Genomic DNA, 21854 nt, shown 5'->3' with positions numbered 1-21854 from the left:
TGTCCAAGTGCCCGGCTTTTTTACTTTCTTCCATTATTCCTTCAATTAGAATGGGCCATACCCTGTCATGACCGCATAAGTGATCGCAATAACGCCCACCACAATCCACATTAATAATAGCGGAATCGCAAACCTGATCCACTGTGTCCACTTGACACCGCCGATAGCAGCACTGCCATTAACACCCCAGAAGTCGGCGCAATAATGTTGGTAAAGCCATCTCCCAGCTTAAATGAAAGAACTCCAGTTTGTCTGGTCATTCCTAAAATATCTACAATAGGAACCATAATAGGCATAACGATAGCTGCCTGCGCATCCCCTGCTGTTACTAGAAGGTTAAAGCACATATTAAATAAAAATAGCAGCAATGCCCCTACTAATAATGTCGTCGACTCCAATGGCACGAGAACCATATTTACAATGGTATCCAATATATGCCTGTTCTCCATTACAATGACAACACCTCTTGCCAAACCTGCCACCAATGCACCGTATGCAATAGATTGTGCACCCGAAATAAAGATTTTCACAAAGTTATTCGGGTTAATGCGTGCAATAATTGCCACTACTACACCCATCATGATGAAGATACCCGCTAATTCATTAATCCCCCATTGCTTAGTGAAGGCTCCGTATACGAAAAAGACCAGCGATCCGACAAATGCCAAAATTACAAGCTTTTGTACAGTAGTGAAACTTGTAGCTTTACGCTCTGCAGGATCTTCCTCTCCGTCTGTAACTTGCTGATGATCACCGAACGGTTTACCAGCCATAATAGATTTCTCAGGATTATTTCTAATCTTTCTTGCATAATTGTTTGTATAAAGGATAGTTACTGTAATTAACGCTACAAATACAATTACACGAAGCACTATTCCTGAGAAGAGCGGTAATTCCGCAATTGTTTGTGCAAAACCTAATATTGTGGGATCAAAAACGCCTGCAATCATACCGGAGTAATATCCCAAATAAATCATCGCAACTCCGGTTATCGCATCAAGCTTCAGGGATCGCGCCAAACCGATACCAATCGGAATAAAGGCGATCACGGCGTTTGCTACAACTCCCATAGAAGCTAAAATTCCAAACATTGCACTGACTGTTGTTATTAAAACGATATACCGGCCTTTCGTTTTATCTATTAATTTATTCAGACCGGCATCAATAGCCCCTGTTGACTCAATGACTGCTATAATTCCTCCAATAATAAAGATCAGGAAAATGATATTTGCAGTTTGAACCATTCCTAATTGAATGGATGTAAACAAATCTAATAAATTGGCAGGGTTAGACTCTTGTGCAGTATAACTATTGGGTACTACTTTTGTTATATCATCTACAGTTTCCAATCATAAGATCCCGCTGGTATCAGATAGGTTGCAATAGCCGCCAATATTATAATGCTGAATATAATGATATATGCATCTGGCATCGCAAATTTCAGACGCTTTTTTTTGCGTTCTTGTTCCATGAGATCCTCCTCAGTCAATCAATCTGATTGGACTTGAATATATTCTTTTGTCTTACGTAATTCTATTTTTATAACCTTTGTGATCAAAAATTAAAACGCTGTTTATCGATCGGCTGGCAAGGCTGGCCTTCTTTTAAATACATACTTTTATTTGTTAAGTTCATAATTACCGAAAAGACAGTAATTGTATCTGTGAAGTCTGACGTTCCAGGCACTTTGTGTATACAAATGGAGTTTGGCTGATTCTCGTGGTCGGCCAGCCAGCCTTCTATGTCTTGTTCCTTCACTGCGATGTTGTCTTTCGTAGAGTTTTTTATTAACTGCCCCATACGGTCAATTCGGCTATACGAATTTTCTTCCGTACTTAAATTATCGCTTCCAATATCGTCAATAACAGCTTTTGAACAGAAGTGATTTGTATGGTAAAGATACGAGTCTTCGGTGACCTTTTCGCCAAATTTATTCGGAGACAGCTCCAAGTTTATCGCTTTATGAACATCGCCCTTTGCCTGAGCCATTAAAAAGTTCGCTGAAGACCCCAGCTTGCCATCTACTACTTTATTTCTCGCTTCCTCAATGTCCGTCGAATTTAACACTTCTCTTAAACCGAGATGGATCGGCAGTTCATCTGATTTGAGGTTTGAACGTAAAGCATTCAGGCAAACGCCCAGTCCGTGTTCATTCAAGCCGATTTTTCCAATGATTCCTGCTTCCGTGACCATGTGAATTTTCGGTCCGTTCTGCTGAGTAATCTTCGTCATAATCAGACTTTTAGATTGAGCCGAAGTCCAATCCCAAGTTTGGCCCAAGAATGCGTACTCTGATTTAGGGGGCACGATCGCAAAGCTTGTACAGCCGTCTGTTTTATTTTGCGTTAATACAATTTCACTTCGTGCATTTAATACTAGAATGTCTTCAAAATCTACAGAAGCACCTTTTGCAAGCCCTTCCATTTCTTCAATTAAATCAACGTTCGTTTTTTCGATAGCGTGTAAATGTTTTTTCCCCATCTCTCTTGCCTGATTCCATGTGATGTCTGCATTATTATAAAATAATTTTTCATACGCAGTTATACTGGACGCCACTTCACTTTTGGCTTGTTCTTCATGACTAAAACCAATCTCATACGGCGAACCGCCCAAATTTAAAATTTTCATGTTTATCCAACTTCAGTTTTTTTATTGTCCGATTCCTCTATCACGCAAAATAACTATTCAAGAATAACTTTTAAACAAAATATTCCAAAAACTCCGGATGCAGTTTTCTATTTTACTGAATCAGACAGTAAAATAGAAACTATCAATGATCTTGCTCAGCCTGCAAATAAAGTCTGGACGTTTTCGGCAAATTCATTGGCTGACTTTTTGATTGTACCTTTCATCAGTACATCCCCAAGCGTTGCCAGCCGGCCCGTCATTTGCAAGTCCATTGCATACGTGATTTTCGTCTCAGTATCTCCAACTTCATCAAGCGTTATATTCATTTTCGTTTTAAACAAACCAGCCAATTTCATCGGTTTACCGACCATTTCCACATTCATCTCTTCGCCTTCAACCGAATCTTTGAGAATGCCATTCACTTTAAACTTGATGGTCATAAACATCGTTTTGACGACCATGTCTGCTTCATACTCTTTATCACTGAAGGCTACTAACCCTTCACAACCAGGCAGGCAGCCGGCTAACTTTTCTACATCCATAAATACTTCCCATACATTTTCTTTGGGAGCTGAAATAGTAAATGAATCTGTCATCTTCATGATTTACCCTCGCCTAACTTATTGCAATATTTGTTTGATGCTCTTTTCAATTTCGGATTCCTGGGCGTCTGGCTGAACGGTACAAGTACCGAACGCCAGTATGTTTTTTACATTGGTCGTACCATCCACGCCTGTTTTAACAAAGTGGTCTTCGTTCAATTCAATTCCCGTTCCTCTTAAATAAAAAGTAGCCGGAATCAGTCCCTCGCTAAAGATCAGACTGTCGCATTCTATTGTCTGCAGTTCTTTATTTTCCTTATGGATTATATCGATTTTTTCCAAATGGTTTTTCCCGTAAATCATGTGAATCAAGTGCTGATCGGCATTTATTTGTTGTACAGCAACCCCTTTAGCAGCCAGCACTTCTGCCAAAGCCAGCGTTTCCTTGCTGTTTACATAAACTGCCACTTGGTTTCTAGGCAGTATATCTCTGTCCAATAACCCGGCAGCCATATTAGACGTCATGACACCAGCTGGCCTCGTTCCGCCAATTTTGTGGGCTTCCCTCGGTTTTGCCAAACTGCCGGAGCAAATGTAAATATAAGCGGCTTTAATATCTTTCGTGCCGTCCGGCGTTTGAATATTGATTTCATGAGAACTATCATCTGATGACTCAAACAGCCCGATTACTGTAGAGTTTGTCCATATTTCATAAGGAGTATCATTGCATTCACTGATTAAAGACCGTTCTTTTTCAAAGCCCTTTTCCTGATAAATTGCGCTGTTGAAACCGCCCAGTTTCGGGTTATGATCGACCAGCAGCACATTTTTCAATCCAAGCTTTTGGGCAGCCAACATAACTTTCATGCCTGTTATACCTGCACCTATAATGACATGTTCATATTTCATCACAAAGTCCCTCCTTTAACGCCAAGCCGGGAGTTTTGCAGACCTTTTAGAGGAATTTCATCAAGCGTTTGATTCTCTGATAATAAATCTATTATTCGCGGGATACAGCAGTTCCCTTGGCATTCACCCAAAGTTGCGCCCGTTCTTCTTTTTACGCCGTCAATCGTTGTCGGCGGAACTGGACCATGTAATGCATTTGTAATTTCGCTTTTCGTAATAGTTCTGCAAAGACAAATAATTTCGCCTGTGTTTTCTTCCGAATCGTCAAATAAGTTGTCAACCGAGATTTTTGCGTTCTTATTTTCCTGCAGTTGCAGTCCTGCTTTTTCAAGCCGTTCTACTACCACTTCAGCAATTCCTGGAGAAGCGGATAATCCTGTGGAACGTATTCCGGCGGCATGAATAAAGCACTTATTTTTCTCTGATGATTCAATTACATATTCTCCTGTGCTGCAGACAGATCTGACTCCCGCAAATTGACGAAGACTTTTATATTCTCTCGCTTCCGGTATTAACTTTGCACAGCCGGTCAAGACTTGTTCAATTCCTTCAGCGCTGGTTGAATTATCTTCCTTACCCAGCTGATCTTCTGCCGTCGGACCGAGCAAGAAGCCGCCGAATACAACAGGTGAGATCAAAGTTCCCTTTGATTTAGCTGTAGGAACAGGCAAAATAACTTGCGAAATCTGAATTTCTTCTTCTGTCAAAATGAATTGTCCTTTTCTCGGCGACAAAGTATAGCTTTCATCACCAATCATCCGACTGATCTCGTCCGATTTTATCCCCGCTGCGTTCACAATATATTTTGCAGTAACTTCTTGACCGTTTTCCAGCACAATGACAAAGCCGTCATTCGATTCTTTAATATCGAGGACACCATTTCCGAGAAGCAATTCGGCCCCGTTTAATACAGCTAATTCCGCATATGCACGGGTTGCAGTAAATGGATCGCAGATTGACTCGCCTGGAATGGAAAGAGCACCAACCGTTTGATCTGTAACGGCCGGATTCATTTCCAGAACTTCTTCTCTGTTCAGCCATTCTACCTCCGCACCGTTTTTTTCTGCGTTTGGTATATACGTGCTTTCAATGATCATTCTTTCTTCGTCGCTCGTTGCAATCATGAGCGCCCCGCAAGGAATATATGGGATTTTTAATTGCTCCGCGTAATCCGGCCATAATTCACGTGACCGTTTTAAACATTCTGCCTCCAATGAACCGGGAGGCGCATCAAAACCTGTATGAACAATGCCGCTGTTTGCTTTACTTGCCCCTTCGCAAATATCCGGCTGTTTTTCTATTAAGCAGATTGACAAGTCGTAAAGTGAGAGGCTTCTTAAAATAGCAGTTCCAACGACTCCGCCACCAATAACCACGACGTCTTTGATTGTATTTTGCATTAATCTGTACACCTTTCACACAAAGTAATAAGTAATGTAAGTTAGTATACAATCAACAAAAGTACAAGTCGAACTATTATAAATCCACAGAAAGCTTTAATGAACGTCAATTTACAGCCCAATTCCTTGATCTTTCTACAGCTCTGCTCCAATTGCTCATTAATAATTCTCTTTTTTCTTTTGTCATTTGCGGTGTGTATGTTTTACTTACCTTCCATTTGGAGGCGATTTCATGTACGCTACGAAACTCCCCGATTGCCAATGCGGCTAAATAAGCCGCTCCCAGTGCCGTTGTTTCTGTTATTTTTGGCACCTCAATCGGTATTCCCAATATATCCGCCTGAAATTGCATGAGAAATTCGTTGGAAACCAAGCCGCCGTCTACTCTCATGGATTGAATGGTAATCCCTGTTTCCTTTTCCATTGCATCCATATTTTCTTTCACCTGATATGCGATGCTTTCTAACGCCGCCCTGACAATATGTGCTCTCGTGGTCCCGCCTGTAATACCGACGATCGTCCCGCGGGCATATTGATCCCAATGAGGGGATGCCAACCCCACAAAAGCGGGCACGAAATACACACCGCCTGTATCTGGAACAGAGCGTGCCAATGGATCTGTTTCTTCAGCAGTTTTTATAAAACCTATTCCATCTTTTAACCACTGAATCGCTGCGCCTGCGATGTAAATGCCTCCGTCTAAGGCAAATGAGACGTTATTTTCTATTGACCAGGCAACTGTATTGATTAATCCGCTTTTTGACTCAGTTGCCTTCTCTCCCGTATTCATTAACATAAAGCATCCTGTGCCGTAAGTCGTTTTACTGTCACCAGCGCTAAAACATGCCTGACCGAAGAGCGCGGCCTGCTGGTCGACAATACTTCCGCTAATTGAAAGGTTCGCGCCTAAAAAACTTGTTGGATCAGTCTTGCCGTACAGCTCACTGGAAGACCTAATTTCCGCCATCATGGATTTGGGTATAGTCAGTATCTCCAAAATCTCGTCATCCCAGCAGCCGCCAGCGATATTCATGAGCATTGTCCTTGAGGCTGTCGAATGGTCTGTAATATGCAGTTCTTTATTTGTCATCTTCCAAATAAGCCATGTATCCAGCGTACCAGCTGCCAATTGTCCTGCTTCTGCCTTTTCTCTTGCGCCTTCCACATGATCTAAAATCCATTTTATTTTGAGTGCTGAATAGTAAGAGTCCACTGAGAGACCAGTTTTGCTTTTTATTATCTCCCCCCACGTTTCTTTCACTTCATCTGCTTCTTTCGCCGTTCTTTTATCCTGCCAGACGATCGCATTATAGACAGGTATCCCCGTCTTTTTATCCCAAACTACTACTGTTTCCCCTTGATTCGCGATGCCTAGTGAAATGACATCATCTATTTTCAAATCCCCATTTTTCAATGCCAGGTTTATGGACATCTTTGTTTTATCCCATATCTCTAAAGCATCGTGCTCGACCCATCCAGGCTGGGGGTACAACTGCGTGTGTTCAATATAACCTTGTGAATGCACTTCCCAGTCATCATTTAAGATGAGCGTGGTGGTACCCGTTGTCCCCTGGTCAATACCCATGAAAAATTTATTTGATGGTTTCGCCTTCATTTCTTTCCACCTCATCTACTGTTCAAATACCATTTCTGTAGTTTTTTGCTAGTATTATGTGGTGTGTTGTATATATTTCCATTAAAAAGAGTATAAAGCGGTTACAATTCAATAAAATGTGACAACTTCAATTGTACAGTATATTCCGCTGTATTTATTATTTTTTCAAGAGTAAGAATCTGGGAGGATTAGTCAGCGATAGCAATAATTTATGAAAAGAGTTACAGCTTTACAGTCAGATCTAAAGTAAATGATTGCCGCAGTTATTTGAGAATCCCAAGATCCTATTGTGATAAAATTAGATGGAGGAATTTTACTGAATGCACATAACGGATGAAAGTCTTTCTTTGCCCACAAAGACGACCATCCATACGCAGCCATTACAAGAAATGATGAACAGTAAATTATGCGGCCAACACACTACAAATAAATGGAGGTTCTACATTGTTAGCACAAGAGAGATATGAAATCATTATCGACCTTTTACATGAAAATAAAATTGTAAAAGTTTCTGAGCTATGCAAAAAATTTGAGGTGTCCATAGAGACCATTAGAAGAGATCTGGAATATTTAGAGCAAAAAAACAAGTTAAAGCGGATCTACGGCGGAGCAATACTGAAAGAAGAGCCTGCTTTGGAACCTTCGTATACAAAGAGATACACAGAGTACACTAGAGAAAAGAGTCATATTGGAAAAGAGACAGCAAAGCTTGTGGAAGATGGAGACAGTCTGATGATTGACCTGGGAACAACGACTTTAGAAGTTGCCCGCCATTTAAAAGAAAAGAAAAATTTAACGATCATCACAAATAGTATGGTGATAGCGGAAGAGTTAGTGGACGTACCGACATTTAGGGTCATATTGCTTGGAGGGATTTTACGTCCGAACGAATTAAGCTTATCAGGCTCTATTTCTGAACAATTAATTCAAAACTTCACGGTGGATAAAACGATAATTGGCGCAGGCGGTATAACTGCTGACATGATTTCTGACTATCATCTTGAAGAAGCCCGGGTAAGAAGAGCGATGATCGAGAGCGGAAGGTTAGTGATTGCAGTATCTGATCACAGTAAATTCGGCAAAAAGGCATTTGTGAAAGTATGCCCGACCAGTCAAATAGATGTCATGGTTACGGATAATCAATTAAGCCATAAAACTGCACAATTGTATATCGATAAAGGCATAAAAGTAATAGGTTATACGGATCCGTCGGAAGTAAAGTAATTCCCCTCCCCTGTATCATATCTATACACATCAAAAAGTCCCGCCAATCATTGAGATGGCGGGACCTATTCTTTTTATTTCACGCCATGGCCCGGATTAGAGAAGCGGCAGACGCCCGATACTTACAGCGCCTACCATGTAATAAATGGCGCTGATCCCGGCGGTGCATTTCCTATCATGTCAATCAACGGGATTACATATCCGAACGCGACAATGAACAGCATAATTGCGATCCACAAACTCCAGCGTTCAGTCCATTTCGGTGTATCACTGGCATTATCTTCACCTTCCGCAATAGGAAACTCTGTATCTCCTTTTGGCGCAAAGAACATTAAATTGAAGACAATATAGACGATCAGCACGAGACCTATCGTTAACAGTGTTCCTCCCACCGCCAACAAAAGTAAATATGGGTCCCAGCTTGCAGCAACAGCACTATCACCGTATGTCGTATAAGACGTTCTTCTTGGCGCACCCAGAAGACCAACCGTATGCATACCACCGGCCATGAAAAGCATTCCCAGAGTCCATATGAGTGTTTGAATAACGCCTAACTTATTCATTGCCGGCGTAAGTGTCCGCTTTGACAAATAAGGTATCAGCCAATACATTGCACCAAAGAAGGTTAACACAGCTGTTACGCCAACTGTTATATGAAAATGACCTACAACCCACAACGTATTATGAACGACTTGATTCAACTGGTTCGCATTTTGAGCAATTCCTCCTGCTCCCCCCGGGATGAAGAAAATCATCGCGATCATAGGCGCCAGGAAACGCACATCTCCCCAAGGCATTTTTGCAATCCAGCCAAACACCCCATTTGCGCCCTTCTTCCTGCCGACGCGGGCGAATACGAAGAACATAGCAAATGCTGTCATTAAGGAAGGGAAGCCGATGACCATACTCATCAGTGCATGTGTCAATTTAATCCCTTCTGACATTCCCGGGTCGACAATTTGGTGGTGAAAGCCGCCTGGAATGTTAGAAACAACCAGCAGTATAACTACTACCCTTGTTAACGTATCACTGAATAATCTCCCGCCAATCACTTTTGGTACAACTACATACCATAAAGAAACTGCCGTTAAGTACCATATGTTTACGAATGTATGGCCGAAGCTCCAAAATAAAGTTCTGCTGAGCATTACATTGATTTTTTCTGTCCAGCCAAACGCCCAAGGTATAAGCATTAACACTTCTGCTGTTACACCAAGACTTCCAAAAAAGAGAAGTGTGAAAACTCCCATTGCAAAGAATGCCAGTAATGGTATATGTTCGCCGCGGTTTCTCTTTCTCCACTTGGCTATTTGAATAAACCCGCCAAAAGCCGCCATCCATATGCCAGCAACAACAATGAATAAACCGACATAGAACCATGGCGATGCCTTCATAGGCGGATAAAATGTATACATAACAGATGCCTTGCCCATTACGATTGTAGTAACTACAAAAACTACCCCTATTAGCATTGTAACGAGAGCAATCCATCCCATCTTTCTAACGACAGGAAATAAATCGTCCATTGTATGAGAAAGCACTGAGTAAAAATAAGCGATTACAAATAACACGGAGAACACTAAAACTAATAGAATACCATGCGCGGTTAAGACCTGGTAGTAGTTAAAGTTTGCCGGCAGTTCAAGTAATCCGGCACGGTTAAGTCCTTGAAGCAGACCGAGAAGTCCGCCGATAAACAAAGTGACAAAAGCGATTGAGAAATACGTTAATGTAAGACGTGAATCCAGCTTGTTTCCGCCTGATAGTTTACGGAATTTCTTTTCTGTTGTTTCCATTTCATTCACCTCCCTATTTAACTGTAATTGTCATACTCATTAATTGGTGACCTACGCCGCAGTATTCATTACATATTACTAAATACTCACCGGGCTTCGTAAATTTCTGTTTCGCTTCTTGAATATGACCAGGCATGATCATCGCGTTTAAATTTGTTCCAATAACTTGAAAACCATGCATTACATCAGTAGAAGTCATTTTAAAATGTACGGTTGCACCAGCAGGTATTTCAATTGCATTCGGCTCGAATGAGAATGCGCGTAATATCATGACAACTTCATATTCATTCTCACCGATTTTAGAAATCCCCGGATTATCAAACGGCGCTGTTTCCTCAACTTTTTCCGGGTCAATCATACCTACACCACTTGGCGGTCCCTGACCTAATGCAAAGGTTTGTACTCCGCTATACACTACTGCAATAACCAGCATGGAAGCAGCCAAGAAAAGCCAGATCTTTTCATATCGATGCATCTTCATTTGATTCCCTCCCTATAGTCTTACTGAAAAAATGATGAATAATATTAGCCAAAAAAATGCGATACCCCCTCCAACGAATAGGATGGAAGCATACATCGCGTTCCTGAATGACTTCTCATCCACTGTCTCTTCATTGTTCACTTGTTTAGTTGGTGAATTTTTCATTTTGTCCCCCCCTTTAGATAAGTCTTTAATGAAAATGTATAGTAAGTCATTGTAACCGTAATCAATTGAATGAATGAGTTATTATCAGACAGATGAAAACCCAGTTACTATATGAAGTTTTCTGTTTTAATAAATAGGATGATGTTTTGCCCGCTGCCGAGGCATAAAAGATTTATTCGGGTTGGCAATGTTTTACTGCATTTAACCTGTACCAATAAACTTTCCTTCGAATGATGTGCGTATTTTGCTGGGTATGAACTTTACTGAGTTCTTTTTACCTATCTAATTTTAATTTTCAGATTACTAGTCAGGCAGCTGGGTGCTATCAAACGTAATTCATCCAATTTATTATTATCATCCAGACTTTTATCTGTGCAATCTAAATCATTGGCGATAGCAATGTCCTATCCAAAAAACGGAGAAAGGAATAGATTTTCACTAACGTCATTTGACAAGGACTATTTACTGTATATCTAACCTTTAACTATAGTATGAAACATCCAGTGGACTTAAACCTTGATGTACGTCAAGAATAAAAGTCTGCTCAGCAAAGTAATTGTATGGGTGCTGCAACATCACAACCATCACAAAGGACTGTCGGCAATCAGTTTACGGATGTTTAGTGCAAAATAGAAGTACATAGTTTTGAAATGAAAAAGTACATAACATTGCAACGTAAGTTTCAATAAAAAAAGGCTTGCCAGCCTCTTCAAACTTCTCTACTGTATTGGTGTCGAATCAAAACCAGTGGAGGTTGAAAGGAATGCTGACAATGCCTGAAATTAATTGTATCAAACTAATGAGAAATCAGAAATCATTATCTATCAACAAGATATCTAAAACCTTAGGAATTAATTGGAGAACTGCTAAAAAGTATGCTGATGGTGATCTATTACCTAAAGAAGCAAAGAGAAAAAGATCGGGAATGATGTATAGAGAAAAATGGGGAGAAATTGTTGGAGATTGGCTTTGGGAAGATCAGAAGCTTAAAAGAAAAGATAGAAGAACTAATAAAGGAATTTTTAAGGCCTTGCAAGAGATGGGATTCGAGGGGTCCTATCGGACTGTTTCAAACTATATTCAAGAATGGCGTGAAGGAAGAGAAGACCTGGAGGATGAAACGAAAGACAAAAGCTATGAGAGACTCATCCATCCCCCTGCTGAGGCACAATTAGATTTCGGATTGATGCAAGCTGTGCAGGATGGAAAATACCGAGATGTTCATTGTTTGGTTATGACGCTTCCTTTTAGTAACAGTGCATTTGCCATCCCATTGCCAGCAGAAAATCAAGAGTGTCTTTTACACGGTATGAAACTTATCTTCGATCAACTTGGTGGTATTCCAAGAACAATCCGTATTGATAACATGAAAACTGCAGTGGTGAAACCAAGGAATAGAAATGAAGAGGCTGCTTTTACCCAAGAATTTTTACAGTTCGCCACTCATTATGGATTTGAACCACAAGCCTGTAATCCATATTCTGGTCACGAAAAAGGAAATGTAGAAAATAAGGTGGGATATGTTCGATATAACTTTATCACTCCGGCCCCTGTTATAGAGGACTTAGACCACTTGACAAAGCTACTGCAAGAGCAACTAACGACAGATCGACAACGTATTCACTATAAGAAGCAAGTTCCGTTACAAGAGTTACTGGAGGAGGAGCATCAATATCTTTTAGCATTACCTGAAGAAGAATATCCAGTATTCAAAGAGGAGAAAACAAAAGCGAATAAGTATGGAGAAATCACGTTAGATAAAACGAAGGTGTATGTTCCAAAAGGATATAATTACAGTCAATTATCCGTAGTGAAGTACTGGGATCGCTTTAAGGTGGTGTCTCCTCACGGAGAGCCGTTATATCAAGACAACCGACCCTATATGCATAAGAATCGCGAGATTCCTTGGCAATCCATCTTGAAAGCATGGTTGAGTAAACCACGGGCAGTAAGCTATTCACGTTATTCAGCTTATTTACCTGGTCGACTCTTTGAATATCTAAACATCTCTAATCTTTCGATTCGCAAAGAGCGTATTCAATGGATTATCGGGCTTTTAGCTACGTATGAAATGAATGAAATCAATAATCAATTCTACGAACTCTTAAGTGGTCAATCGGACGAGTTAAAAGAGCCAGATGCGCATCCCTATAACATTGATTGGAGCAAGTATGATCAGCTTCAGAGTGCTCCTCAGATTGAAGGTGAGGGGAAATGACCCAAGATTTACAGACCATGTGCAAAGCATTGCGCTTAGCGCACGTGCATGATGTTTATTCAGATATCCCATTTGAAAATTCTGCTCAATTTCTTGAAGCTTTATTAAAAAAAGAGCTGCAGTTACGGGAAGAAACGAAAGCCGAGAGATTGATTAAGAAAGCAAGATTTCTGCAAAAGAAGTCCCTTTCGGCATTTCAATGGAATGAACAGATTCATTTTCCCTCTCATATTGATTCGCAAGAATTATGTACGTTAAGTTTCATCAGGCGCAAAGAGAATGTCATTCTAACCGGTGCGCCCGGTACAGGAAAGACTCACTTAGCTACGGCCATTGGTTATGATGCGTGTAAAAGAGGGCTTGAAGTACGATTTTACCGGGTTTCAGATCTAGCAGAAGCATTGGAGAAATCCTGGCAGGAGGGAAAGTCAACGCAGTTTAGAGCGCGTTTTAAAAACGTAGACCTTATCATATTGGATGAAATGGGGTACATACCATTCAATAAGGAAGGGGCAGAACTCCTCTTTCAGCTGATTTCTGACTGGTACGAACAAAAAAGTTTAATCATCACATCAAACTTGGAATTTAGTCAGTGGAATCGCGTTTTTAGCGATTCTAGATTGACTGCAGCATTAGTAGATCGGGTGATACATCATGCCCATATATTGAATTTTACGGGAGATAGTTTTAGAGTAACAAACGCTTTATCACGTCAAAAATAATACTGAAATGAAGGCTGGCAAGCTTATGTATTTTACTTTGCATTCTTCTGCACTTTTATCTTGCAAAACACAACGGATCTTACAAAAAAATAATCGCCCCTCTATATAAAGGGACGATGTAATGGTTTTATTATTTTTTTCTGATAGATCTTTTGTAAATGGCACGGTATCCGATTAGAAACTGTCTCCGTTTACTTACGTACGGCTCAAATAATCCCTTTCTATTTTGAGGGACTATAAGCATTACTGGCCAGATACTCAAAATAGGTACAAATATTATTACTATCTTGTATGGAAAACTCGCATTACTAAACAGAGTAAATAATTCTTTATGTTTCAGTTATTTCTTTATTAATCTGATTCATTCTTCGATTCGGAAAGAATTGCTGATACTGCTGTCCAAATGGCCTTCGAAAATAAACCTACTTATAATGTTTATTTAATGATCTGACCAGAATGACATACAACACTAGAGTTACTGCTATAGCCGCTGCGTAAAGATTCCAAATATCTGAAAGCAAAAGCTTAGTTATCAGGCTGCTGGCAATTACGGATGCAGCCGCTCCTGCCAGCAGGCTTATTATTTTGGAGGATGTTATTTTGTCACTTAATTCGTGAAATAAAAAGCCGACAACAGCACTGATCACAACCAAAAATATAAACAGAGAGAAAAGCGTGTAGTATATAAACATTGAATTCCCTCCCTTAACTAATAAGTCCGGGGAACTTCGGCATTCCAGCCGGCAAGCTTACACAGGCAGTGCTTACTAATTACGCAGAATGATATACACCAGATATATTACGTAAGCCGCTGCCAGCATTACACCTTCACGCTTTCCGATCCTGAAACCAGTTCTCGAGAACAACAGCAGCACCACGGTCAACACAATCATGATCACCACATCGATAAAAACCTTTTCGTTCACCGCGATCGGCGTAATGGCAGACGAAGCTCCTAATACAAACAGGATATTGAAAATATTGCTCCCTACAATATTCCCCAGAGCAATTTCACTTTCTTTTTTCAGCGCCGCCGAAATAGACGTTACGAGTTCAGGCAAAGATGTTCCAATGGCAATTATTGTTAGTCCGACCAATGTTTCACTCATGCCGAGGGAATAAGCGATCTTCGTGCCATTATCGACGACCAAATCTCCTCCAAAAATGATGGCAATCAGCCCTAACAAAGTAATGACAATATTCTTCCCCCAGCTGATATTCTGTGAGGATGAGACAGGCACGGCATTTTGCCGGCTTTTCAGGCCAAGTTCAATTACATAATACATAAAAATTGATAGGAATAGCAGAAGAATAATCCCGTCACTGCGAGTAAGTACATTACTGCTGAAACCTTGCAGTGCTATATCGCTCATCAGCACGAGCATGACAATACTTGCCAGCAGCGTGAACGGGATTTCTTTCTTGATAGTTTCACTTTGAACTTTCAGCGGAAAAAGGAAAGCCGCCAATCCAACTACAACGGTGATATTAAAAATATTGCTGCCCACGACGTTACCTACAGCAACATCCGCATTCCCTCCGAACGCCGCAATAATACTGACAGTCGCTTCCGGAGAACTTGTTCCAAGCGCAACAATAGTCAGCCCGATTAAAATAGGCGGGACGCGCAGCAGTCTTGCGATATTAGAGGAGCCGTCAACGAAAAAATCGGCCCCTTTTATTAATAATATAAATCCAACAATCAGTAAAACATATGACATATGCTTGTATCTCCTATCACGGAATTGTAGTTTCAAACCTTTTGCTTACGGCCTGAGAGTGAACCCCTCAGGCCCTGTTATGATTGAGACATTAGGTGCTTCCCGCACATGCAATGCTTGCCAATGCTGGTACTGCACCCCTTCGTTTTATGAACTGCCCTTTACATGTAAGGGCCATTGTAATTCAAGGGCTGTGGTCAACTATTTGACTGATGATTTTAATTGACCCCACATTTATGCCGGCTGCAAACATTTAAAAACTACAGCTTATCCGGTGGACTATTGTAAGTTGTATGCATAGGATAACCCAAGGGGGAAACGATGGAAACCAGCATGTATTTTAATTCAATTTGCGATGATTTTGCCAAGATATTAAATGGAAAAAGCAACATACAAAACGGAAGTTGTTCCGTATCATTACACCGCACATTTGGTGTCAGAATGATGGGCAAAGATGCTTCATCGATTTTAGGTGTTGGCGTCAACTTTCAAGATTTAGATAACCAGGGTAATGCATTAAACATTTCTGAAACAGCGGTTTTGCAAGAGGAAATCCCGGCGTATGTTTATGCATTGACACAACAGGGCCTAATTGTAAGTGCCGTTCACAATCATTGGCTTGTGACTGATCCGCCACAAATTATGTATGTTCACGCCCAGTCAGTTGAACCGCCGCTTCAGTTTGCCCAAAAAATGAAGTATGCATTCTCACAATTAAGCAGTTTGCCTGTATCGTAAGCATCATAATATCTGCGCACGTTCTTTTTAAAGAACCGCTGATTTCTGTTCCAGGCGAATGCGTTTTGCGGAGCGGGCGGTGAACACAATGGAGTTGCCGCCTACCACTCCCATCGACTAAGAGTTTGCCTGGAATTTTTATATAACCATCCGTTAGTTTAAATAGAAAATCATTGCTTCAAATTTATTATTTTGTATTTAAATAAAATAGTCATTCCGACATTCAAAATGAAATGAACGAAAACCGGAACTAAAAGATTATTTGTTTTAAAATATATCCAGCCAAAAACCAGTCCTGGAATGAAGATATTCAAAAACATAATTGGCTTTTTAAAATATTGGACATGGGCGGCCAGAAACAATAAAGTCGTCGACAGAATGGCAATCCATTGGTGATCTGTAAATACGAAGAGCAGGTTTTGAATAATCCCTCTAAATAACAGTTCCTCAAACAATACAATTATAAACATGAAAATAATAATAGCTGACAATGAATGGTCTTGATATGTTTTATTGGTGTCGTCAATGTGTTTCGATGGAATGATAAAGGTTAAGAGGACCCCGAATGCTAATAAAGCAACAGATGAAATAACTGCAATCATGATCGATTCTATTGGATTATTTACAGAAAATATATTTCCAATAGTGAGCACATCATAAATCACAAGCGCAAAGATTACAGCAGAACAAACGAATGTAAACGAAGAAAACACAAAAACTGCGTCTTTGATTTTGAAATCACGATTTATATTTTCTGATCCGTTCTTTACATGATCCATACATATGACTTCCTCTCTAGATGACTGGAATAAAGCTAAAATAATATATATAACCATCACTGCTGATTGCCATGCTTCTATTCTTTTACTAGTTTCCAACAATATCTAAAACCAGCGCTGCCAGTTGACTGTCTTGCCAAGTCAAGTGAACACCTCATCAATTTCTGCGCGGTCATAATCTAAAATCCAGCTGTTACACTCTTCATACACCCAGCGTATTGCTTCCTTGTCCGCTCCGAGCAGATCACAGCCCCTGTCATCGTAGACATAGAAGACCGTGCCTTTCGTTTCATTCACAAAGTAGACAGGATAGTGAATGCTCGGACGTGTGCCCATATCTTGGTTGCAGACCGCTTTCAGAAGTGACGCATACTGGAAATCCGAACGACGGCATCTTAAACTGAAACGATGTGTACGCCAGTCCCAGGCTTCATCATCTTCCGGATAGATGTATGGCAAGCTCTCGTGCTGCAGCCGGCGCAAAACTGAATGGTCTTTTACATACTTCGCAAAGACGTTCAGCTTCCGACCCAGGGCATATCCTTTTCCAAAGTCGTGCGCATCAACCACAAGGTAAAGCTCATCCTCAGGAGCATGCAAGGCTTCAAATAAGTCAATTGCCCGCCGGTATACCCCTTGTAAATACAGCGGGTTTTCATGAATACTGACAGAGCTTTCGTTCACTCCAAGTTCGAACCGTAAGCTCGTATCCCACGAGTAAAAAAGAGGCGACCCGAGCTTCAGGCCAGGAAATTTATTCATCATACACTCATTTAGCGTCATGTTTCTTCCTTCTTTCTAGAAAAATCCTGTAAAACCGCACGGGTCTTCGCAGAGAAACTGGCTTTATATCTTTATAGGCTTCATTATATATACGGCAATCGTGCCCAACAATGAAGTACTGTGTTATTGCTGTCTAAAATTAAATTTATCTTTTGGCACATTCAAGGTATGCCCATTAATAACTACTGTATCGTTATCTGTCCAAGTGATAATTACCGTATCCTCTTTATAATTCCAATAAATATTTTTCGTTTTATTATTTTCTTGATTGAAAACCAATTCTCCGCGAATAGCATAGGGCACAGTAGCCCCTCCGTTCGTGACATAGACTTTTACTGTGTATTTTCCATCAGGTGATGTTTCTTCCGTCACGTATTCTCCTGTCGGCAATCTGCTCATATCATAGAACGCCCAATACACCCCATAACCAATAAATGCAGTTAACAATAAACTGACGACTAAAAACACTTTTAACGTATTTTTATTAATTGGCTTTGCCCACCTTTTATATGAATTTCTTTCATAGATTCAAAAAATAACTCCTTTACAGCCTCGGCAAAGAGCTGACCCATTTACCGTGCAGCTGGTTTAATCAGCACCTTAATTTCCTCTTTATTCTCCTCTGCCAATTTCTCCAACAACTGATTCGCTTCTTCATTCATCTTTTCATCGCCGAATTGATAGCCGTCTAATTTTTCTTCAAGAAAGGTAATGAGATTTGCATTGAGTTCATTTATTCTTCTGGCATACTCCTTTTGGTATTCTTCTGGATCCATATTCAATTTTTTTGCTTGAGATTCAGCAAAATCACGTATTTGCCTGCCGCCTTCATCTTCTGTGTTTTTAGGAGGCAGTTCTGAAAACCAGTCTTGGTCTGTTTCTAAATTTCCAGTGATATCGAGACCCATTTCCTGCACTTCCTGCTTTACCAATTCTAATTTTATTGTTCCGTCCAAATAATCCAAAGCTGTCTCATCTGGATATAAGAACCGTAAATCCCCAATTGTAATTTCCTGCCCTTTCACAATGGCCGCCGGTTCATGATCGTCATACTTCGCAATGCCGCTGCAACCGGACAGAAGGAAAATGAGCAGAAAAAGGGAGTATCTGAAAAAACTTGTCATCACTGCACCCCCAAACTTCTTAATTAGAAAAACCAGCCGTTAGTTGGATGGCGGTTTGAATCCGTTGATCTGCGCTGCATACGGATGCTTTCCGCGGCTTCCGCGCAAATCTACTAAATGACTAAATAGAACGTATTTCATAAACTTTAACAACCCGGTAGTTGGATACTTATGTTATAAATTATTCCCGTCAGATAATCGTGGCTTTCACATCCATTTTGCATCATTTTCCACTACATCCTTCAATCGATGGCTGGCTATTTCACGGATTAATTTTAACGGTAAAGGTTCATTCAATTTTAACTGTATTGCGCTTTTAGTTGTTGAGAAAGGTTTGAGTTCTTCGTTAAACACATTAATTGTGGCAGGTGTAGGATAGAAATTTACATGCTTCTTAAATGCTGCAACAGTGAACAAAATCCTGCGATAAGTAAATGCGGGAGCACCCCATTTTAGTTCCTTTTCTGCCTCCGGAACTACCTCAGTAAGACATGTCAGCAAAGCATCTAATGTTCGCTGCGTCTCCAGCGGGAATTGAGATACATATTCTTCAATAGTTTGTGGTTTTTGTTTTGTCATATTTTCAGCTCCAATTACTATTCTCAAATCTGAGGCTTCAACATAATGGCCTGACAGATGCGCAATGGCTATTCAGTTTACACCCCTGTTCGTTTAATACAAATATACATACATACAGAACAAATAGAATGTAAAATTGTGATGCAGATCGATGAGTTGAAGCTATGCTCTGCATCTTGAATAGCTTAAATGGACAGTTGAGATTCAGGTTACATTTATACATCTAAATTTATTAATGATAATCCTATGATACCCCTTCTTCGTATACTTTTAATCGCCGCGCACGCCGATCGTACCGAAATATGTTTCTTCACCATTTTTGTAAATCTTTGAATACGTAAATTCACGATTAGATTCAATTCGATACAGCCGATACGTATCTTCCGTCGGCTCTTCACTTTCTTTTAAATATAAATGCATCGAATCTGCATCTGTTTCGATATCTAACCCGCCAAAACCTTTTCCGTCAGTGAGAAAATCCTGAGTCACATATAAATATTGAATGTTTTCTTTATCGTAGTATTTATATATTCCATTTCGCTCCTGATCTTGAATCCCCTGCACACTCTGAATGAAGATTTTCACGTTTTCATTGACTTTTTCCTGTGGTACTTCCCGATAAGATACTGTATTCTCACCACAGCTAGCCAGCAGACTGCTAATCACAATAATAAGTAAAAAAAGTCTTTTCACATTACACAACTCCCTTCCATTCAATAAATATACCATTTCTTTCTATCAACTGTCTTTTTAATAGCGGAATTTTCCGTTAATAGGCTGACAGAGTAACTCCAATCCCCCAATCCATGACGTATTTGTGGTAAAATAAAAGTGTAGATACATCACAGAGTACTGTCACACATTCCATTTCCCCAAAGAGTAAAATACGCTTTTATTTTAAAGGAGGAATTATAAATGGGTAAAGACGACAGAAAAGAAATTGTGAAGACTAACGAAATGCGCACGAAGGAGATCTCTAAAATGATCGGCGAAGGCGGAATGGGCGCGGATAAGTATTATAATATTAAAAAAGTGCCGCCAGCAGAAAAAATCATTGAAGTACCCGAGGATAATAACAGCAAAGAATAATTCAGCGGCAGATGAATCTTGACAGTCACACAACTTTTTCCGAAAATACATTTTAGTAAAAGGTGGAGACGAACATGACTAAAGATGACCGTAAAAAAATTGTTAAAGAACATGAAATGCGCACGAAAGGTATTTCAAGAATGATTGATGAAGGCGGCGTAGGTGCAGACAAATACTACGACATCAAGAAAGATGGACTTAAGGGAGAATATGTTCCAATAGACGATAACGTGAAAAAAGACGACGATAAATAAATAACATCACAACACGCCACCGCAAAGTGGCGTGTTTTTACTGCGCGATCGAAAAAAGACTCCCGCATGAAACGGAAGTCTTTCATTCTTATAATATATACTTATCAATCTTCAATACCAATTCAGCAATTTCTGGCTTGCTGACTTGATCGTCCGCTCCGACACTGTCGCCTTTGTGCTTCAGGTCATCTGTAATGAGTGAAGAGAAGATAATGACCGGCAGTTCCGCGAGTTTCGGCGTTTCGCGAATCCGTTTCGTGAAATGATGGCCGTCCATCTGCGGCATCTCGATATCTGTGATGACGAGTTGAATTTCTTTTTTTACATCGACGTCATCCGTCGCCAGTGTCATCAAATAATCCAGCGCATCCTGACCGTTCTCATAAAAATCCAGATTTTCATAGCCCGCTTCGCTGAGTGTATCATGCAATAATTTACGCAATAACGGCGAATCTTCCGCGATTAAAATTCGTTTATCAGAACGTTCCCGTTTTCCAAGTTTTTTCACTTGATCGACGTTAATGCCTGCTTCCGGATTGATATCCAGAATAATCTTTTCAAAATCAAGCAGCAGCAACATTTCGCCGTCCAGTTTAATGACGCCAATCACTTGAGAGTTCTCCGCCGCATAAATGCCCGAAGGTTTCTCGATTTGATTCCAGGAAATACGATGGATCTGTGTCACATTGTGCACACGGAACACGACAGTCTGCTTATTGAATGAAGCAACAATATATTTTGCATCTTGCGGATTGACGGAAGGCGCCATCCCTAAGATTTTCTCCATGCTGATGACCGGCAGCACTTCTCCGCGCAACTGGATGATACCTTCCACTGCAAAGTGCGCATGAGGAATCGGTGTAATAGGCAGTGGCATAATGATTTCCTTTACTTTGATCACGTTGATGCCATAACGGTTACCCTGCATTTCAAAACCGACAATTTCCAGTTCATTTGTGCCGCTTTCCAATAAAATACCTGAATCATTGGACAATTTCTTCCACCCTCTCAGACAATTTAATCTATTTCCTTATACTTATACGCAATATCCATATTTTGTTGATGTATAGGACTACTATACCATATG

At 40.3% G+C, this 21854-nt stretch carries 25 protein-coding genes; 6 read left to right on the top strand and 19 right to left on the bottom strand.

Translation table 11 applies throughout. The features are described from left to right. Positions 1-110 precede the first annotated feature (110 nt). From SporoP37_RS11215 to glpK, 7 genes are all read right to left on the bottom strand, one after another. Positions 111-1349 carry a YfcC family protein gene (locus SporoP37_RS11215; protein WP_198160021.1) on the bottom strand — a complete coding sequence of 413 codons (1239 nt, stop codon included), beginning with the start codon at positions 1347-1349 and terminating at the stop codon, positions 111-113. Beyond that, positions 1337-1471, bottom strand: coding sequence for a hypothetical protein (locus SporoP37_RS17605; protein ID WP_255414228.1), 135 nt, complete (start codon positions 1469-1471; stop codon positions 1337-1339). Before SporoP37_RS17605 ends, SporoP37_RS11215 begins: the two co-directional genes overlap by 13 nt. Positions 1472-1554: 83 nt before the next feature. Continuing rightward, positions 1555-2628 carry a C45 family autoproteolytic acyltransferase/hydrolase gene (locus SporoP37_RS11210; RefSeq protein WP_085430979.1) on the bottom strand — a complete coding sequence of 358 codons (1074 nt, stop codon included), beginning with the start codon at positions 2626-2628 and terminating at the stop codon, positions 1555-1557. Positions 2629-2783: 155 nt separating this feature from the next. Continuing rightward, positions 2784-3230 (bottom strand): SRPBCC family protein, encoded by a 447-nt coding sequence (locus tag SporoP37_RS11205; RefSeq protein WP_085430978.1) that lies wholly within the window; start codon positions 3228-3230, stop codon positions 2784-2786. Positions 3231-3248: 18 nt separating this feature from the next. Then, the gene (locus SporoP37_RS11200; RefSeq protein ID WP_085430977.1) at positions 3249-4079 is read right to left on the bottom strand and encodes an FAD-dependent oxidoreductase; all 831 of its coding nucleotides are present in this window, start codon (positions 4077-4079) and stop codon (positions 3249-3251) included. Next, complete coding sequence (locus tag SporoP37_RS11195) at positions 4079-5479, bottom strand: NAD(P)/FAD-dependent oxidoreductase (RefSeq protein ID WP_085430976.1); 1401 nt, start codon at positions 5477-5479, stop codon at positions 4079-4081. The genes SporoP37_RS11200 and SporoP37_RS11195 overlap by 1 nt, the downstream gene beginning before the upstream one ends. 106 nt (positions 5480-5585) lie before the next feature. After that, on the bottom strand, positions 5586-7094 hold the full coding sequence (gene glpK / locus SporoP37_RS11190) for a glycerol kinase GlpK (RefSeq protein ID WP_085430975.1): 1509 nt from the start codon (positions 7092-7094) through the stop codon (positions 5586-5588). Positions 7095-7538: 444 nt separating this feature from the next. Here glpK and SporoP37_RS11185 point away from each other — a divergent pair, with 444 nt between their 5' ends. Beyond that, entirely contained in the window at positions 7539-8318 is a 780-nt protein-coding gene (locus SporoP37_RS11185; RefSeq protein WP_085430974.1) for a DeoR/GlpR family DNA-binding transcription regulator, read from the top strand. Between the two features lie 131 nt (positions 8319-8449). On the opposite strand, the gene SporoP37_RS11180 is transcribed toward SporoP37_RS11185, so the two are convergent. From SporoP37_RS11180 to SporoP37_RS16985, 3 genes are read right to left on the bottom strand one after another with little or no spacing between them, the layout of a single operon-like run. Next, positions 8450-10114 carry a cbb3-type cytochrome c oxidase subunit I gene (locus SporoP37_RS11180; RefSeq protein WP_085430973.1) on the bottom strand — a complete coding sequence of 555 codons (1665 nt, stop codon included), beginning with the start codon at positions 10112-10114 and terminating at the stop codon, positions 8450-8452. A 13-nt stretch (positions 10115-10127) separates the two neighbouring features. Further along, positions 10128-10595, bottom strand: a complete 468-nt coding sequence (locus SporoP37_RS11175) for a cytochrome c oxidase subunit II (protein ID WP_085430972.1) — start codon at positions 10593-10595, stop codon at positions 10128-10130. 12 nt (positions 10596-10607) lie between these two features. After that, positions 10608-10760, bottom strand: coding sequence for a hypothetical protein (locus tag SporoP37_RS16985; RefSeq protein ID WP_155961338.1), 153 nt, complete (start codon positions 10758-10760; stop codon positions 10608-10610). A 799-nt stretch (positions 10761-11559) separates the two neighbouring features. Between SporoP37_RS16985 and istA the strand changes: the two genes are divergently transcribed. Both istA and istB read left to right on the top strand, forming a co-directional pair. Beyond that, positions 11560-12978 carry an IS21 family transposase gene (istA, locus tag SporoP37_RS11170; RefSeq protein ID WP_335696860.1) on the top strand — a complete coding sequence of 473 codons (1419 nt, stop codon included), beginning with the start codon at positions 11560-11562 and terminating at the stop codon, positions 12976-12978. Further along, positions 12975-13700 carry an IS21-like element helper ATPase IstB gene (gene istB, locus SporoP37_RS11165; protein WP_085430033.1) on the top strand — a complete coding sequence of 242 codons (726 nt, stop codon included), beginning with the start codon at positions 12975-12977 and terminating at the stop codon, positions 13698-13700. Before istA ends, istB begins: the two co-directional genes overlap by 4 nt. Before the next feature lie 422 nt (positions 13701-14122). On the opposite strand, the gene SporoP37_RS11160 is transcribed toward istB, so the two are convergent. Then, positions 14123-14392, bottom strand: coding sequence for a hypothetical protein (locus SporoP37_RS11160; protein WP_081243719.1), 270 nt, complete (start codon positions 14390-14392; stop codon positions 14123-14125). A gap of 75 nt (positions 14393-14467) precedes the next feature. Continuing rightward, positions 14468-15421, bottom strand: coding sequence for a calcium/sodium antiporter (locus SporoP37_RS11155; RefSeq protein WP_085430971.1), 954 nt, complete (start codon positions 15419-15421; stop codon positions 14468-14470). 321 nt (positions 15422-15742) lie between these two features. Between SporoP37_RS11155 and SporoP37_RS11150 the strand changes: the two genes are divergently transcribed. Beyond that, positions 15743-16159 (top strand): DUF1259 domain-containing protein, encoded by a 417-nt coding sequence (locus tag SporoP37_RS11150; protein ID WP_232329748.1) that lies wholly within the window; start codon positions 15743-15745, stop codon positions 16157-16159. Positions 16160-16329: 170 nt separating this feature from the next. On the opposite strand, the gene SporoP37_RS11145 is transcribed toward SporoP37_RS11150, so the two are convergent. From SporoP37_RS11145 to SporoP37_RS11120, 6 genes are all read right to left on the bottom strand, one after another. After that, a complete protein-coding gene (locus SporoP37_RS11145) occupies positions 16330-16938 on the bottom strand; it encodes a CPBP family intramembrane glutamic endopeptidase (RefSeq protein WP_085430970.1) in 609 nt (202 codons plus the stop codon). A gap of 141 nt (positions 16939-17079) precedes the next feature. Next, positions 17080-17703: a DUF3885 domain-containing protein gene (locus tag SporoP37_RS11140; RefSeq protein WP_232329747.1), complete on the bottom strand. Its 624-nt coding sequence runs from the start codon at positions 17701-17703 to the stop codon at positions 17080-17082. Between the two features lie 141 nt (positions 17704-17844). Next, a complete protein-coding gene (locus SporoP37_RS11135; protein ID WP_232329746.1) occupies positions 17845-18189 on the bottom strand; it encodes a DUF5412 domain-containing protein in 345 nt (114 codons plus the stop codon). 104 nt (positions 18190-18293) lie between these two features. Further along, positions 18294-18845 (bottom strand): hypothetical protein, encoded by a 552-nt coding sequence (locus SporoP37_RS11130; RefSeq protein ID WP_085430968.1) that lies wholly within the window; start codon positions 18843-18845, stop codon positions 18294-18296. 207 nt (positions 18846-19052) lie between these two features. Further along, positions 19053-19424: an iron chaperone gene (locus tag SporoP37_RS11125; RefSeq protein WP_081243713.1), complete on the bottom strand. Its 372-nt coding sequence runs from the start codon at positions 19422-19424 to the stop codon at positions 19053-19055. A 270-nt stretch (positions 19425-19694) separates the two neighbouring features. Next, positions 19695-20117 (bottom strand): hypothetical protein, encoded by a 423-nt coding sequence (locus SporoP37_RS11120; protein WP_085430967.1) that lies wholly within the window; start codon positions 20115-20117, stop codon positions 19695-19697. 222 nt (positions 20118-20339) lie between these two features. Here SporoP37_RS11120 and SporoP37_RS16980 point away from each other — a divergent pair, with 222 nt between their 5' ends. Together SporoP37_RS16980 and SporoP37_RS11115 are read left to right on the top strand one after the other, a co-directional pair. Then, positions 20340-20513 carry a hypothetical protein gene (locus tag SporoP37_RS16980; protein WP_157118631.1) on the top strand — a complete coding sequence of 58 codons (174 nt, stop codon included), beginning with the start codon at positions 20340-20342 and terminating at the stop codon, positions 20511-20513. Positions 20514-20587: 74 nt separating this feature from the next. Further along, complete coding sequence (locus SporoP37_RS11115) at positions 20588-20767, top strand: hypothetical protein (protein ID WP_081243711.1); 180 nt, start codon at positions 20588-20590, stop codon at positions 20765-20767. An 88-nt stretch (positions 20768-20855) separates the two neighbouring features. Here the strand turns inward: SporoP37_RS11115 and SporoP37_RS11110 are convergent, their stop codons facing one another. Then, positions 20856-21761 (bottom strand): chemotaxis protein, encoded by a 906-nt coding sequence (locus SporoP37_RS11110; protein ID WP_085430966.1) that lies wholly within the window; start codon positions 21759-21761, stop codon positions 20856-20858. Positions 21762-21854 lie beyond the last annotated feature (93 nt).

This window comes from Sporosarcina sp. P37 (assembly GCF_002109365.1).
In the GTDB taxonomy this organism is placed as follows: Bacteria; Bacillota; Bacilli; order Bacillales_A; family Planococcaceae; genus Sporosarcina.
Note: the sequence above shows the minus strand (reverse complement) of the source record. Positions and strands in the feature narration are given on the sequence as shown.

Coding starts and splice junctions, on each gene's coding strand:
- SporoP37_RS17605 (WP_255414228.1), bottom strand. CDS start 1,471: ATGGAACAAGAACGCAAAAAAAAGCGTCTGAAATTTGCGATGCCAGAT.
- SporoP37_RS11210 (WP_085430979.1), bottom strand. CDS start 2,628: ATGAAAATTTTAAATTTGGGCGGTTCGCCGTATGAGATTGGTTTTAGT.
- SporoP37_RS11205 (WP_085430978.1), bottom strand. CDS start 3,230: ATGAAGATGACAGATTCATTTACTATTTCAGCTCCCAAAGAAAATGTA.
- SporoP37_RS11200 (WP_085430977.1), bottom strand. CDS start 4,079: ATGAAATATGAACATGTCATTATAGGTGCAGGTATAACAGGCATGAAA.
- SporoP37_RS11195 (WP_085430976.1), bottom strand. CDS start 5,479: ATGCAAAATACAATCAAAGACGTCGTGGTTATTGGTGGCGGAGTCGTT.
- glpK (WP_085430975.1), bottom strand. CDS start 7,094: ATGAAGGCGAAACCATCAAATAAATTTTTCATGGGTATTGACCAGGGG.
- SporoP37_RS11180 (WP_085430973.1), bottom strand. CDS start 10,114: ATGGAAACAACAGAAAAGAAATTCCGTAAACTATCAGGCGGAAACAAG.
- SporoP37_RS11175 (WP_085430972.1), bottom strand. CDS start 10,595: ATGAAGATGCATCGATATGAAAAGATCTGGCTTTTCTTGGCTGCTTCC.
- SporoP37_RS16985 (WP_155961338.1), bottom strand. CDS start 10,760: ATGAAAAATTCACCAACTAAACAAGTGAACAATGAAGAGACAGTGGAT.
- istA (WP_335696860.1), top strand. CDS start 11,560: ATGAGAAATCAGAAATCATTATCTATCAACAAGATATCTAAAACCTTA.
- istB (WP_085430033.1), top strand. CDS start 12,975: ATGACCCAAGATTTACAGACCATGTGCAAAGCATTGCGCTTAGCGCAC.
- SporoP37_RS11160 (WP_081243719.1), bottom strand. CDS start 14,392: ATGTTTATATACTACACGCTTTTCTCTCTGTTTATATTTTTGGTTGTG.
- SporoP37_RS11155 (WP_085430971.1), bottom strand. CDS start 15,421: ATGTCATATGTTTTACTGATTGTTGGATTTATATTATTAATAAAAGGG.
- SporoP37_RS11150 (WP_232329748.1), top strand. CDS start 15,743: ATGGAAACCAGCATGTATTTTAATTCAATTTGCGATGATTTTGCCAAG.
- SporoP37_RS11145 (WP_085430970.1), bottom strand. CDS start 16,938: ATGGATCATGTAAAGAACGGATCAGAAAATATAAATCGTGATTTCAAA.
- SporoP37_RS11140 (WP_232329747.1), bottom strand. CDS start 17,703: ATGATGAATAAATTTCCTGGCCTGAAGCTCGGGTCGCCTCTTTTTTAC.
- SporoP37_RS11130 (WP_085430968.1), bottom strand. CDS start 18,845: ATGACAAGTTTTTTCAGATACTCCCTTTTTCTGCTCATTTTCCTTCTG.
- SporoP37_RS11125 (WP_081243713.1), bottom strand. CDS start 19,424: ATGACAAAACAAAAACCACAAACTATTGAAGAATATGTATCTCAATTC.
- SporoP37_RS16980 (WP_157118631.1), top strand. CDS start 20,340: ATGGGTAAAGACGACAGAAAAGAAATTGTGAAGACTAACGAAATGCGC.
- SporoP37_RS11115 (WP_081243711.1), top strand. CDS start 20,588: ATGACTAAAGATGACCGTAAAAAAATTGTTAAAGAACATGAAATGCGC.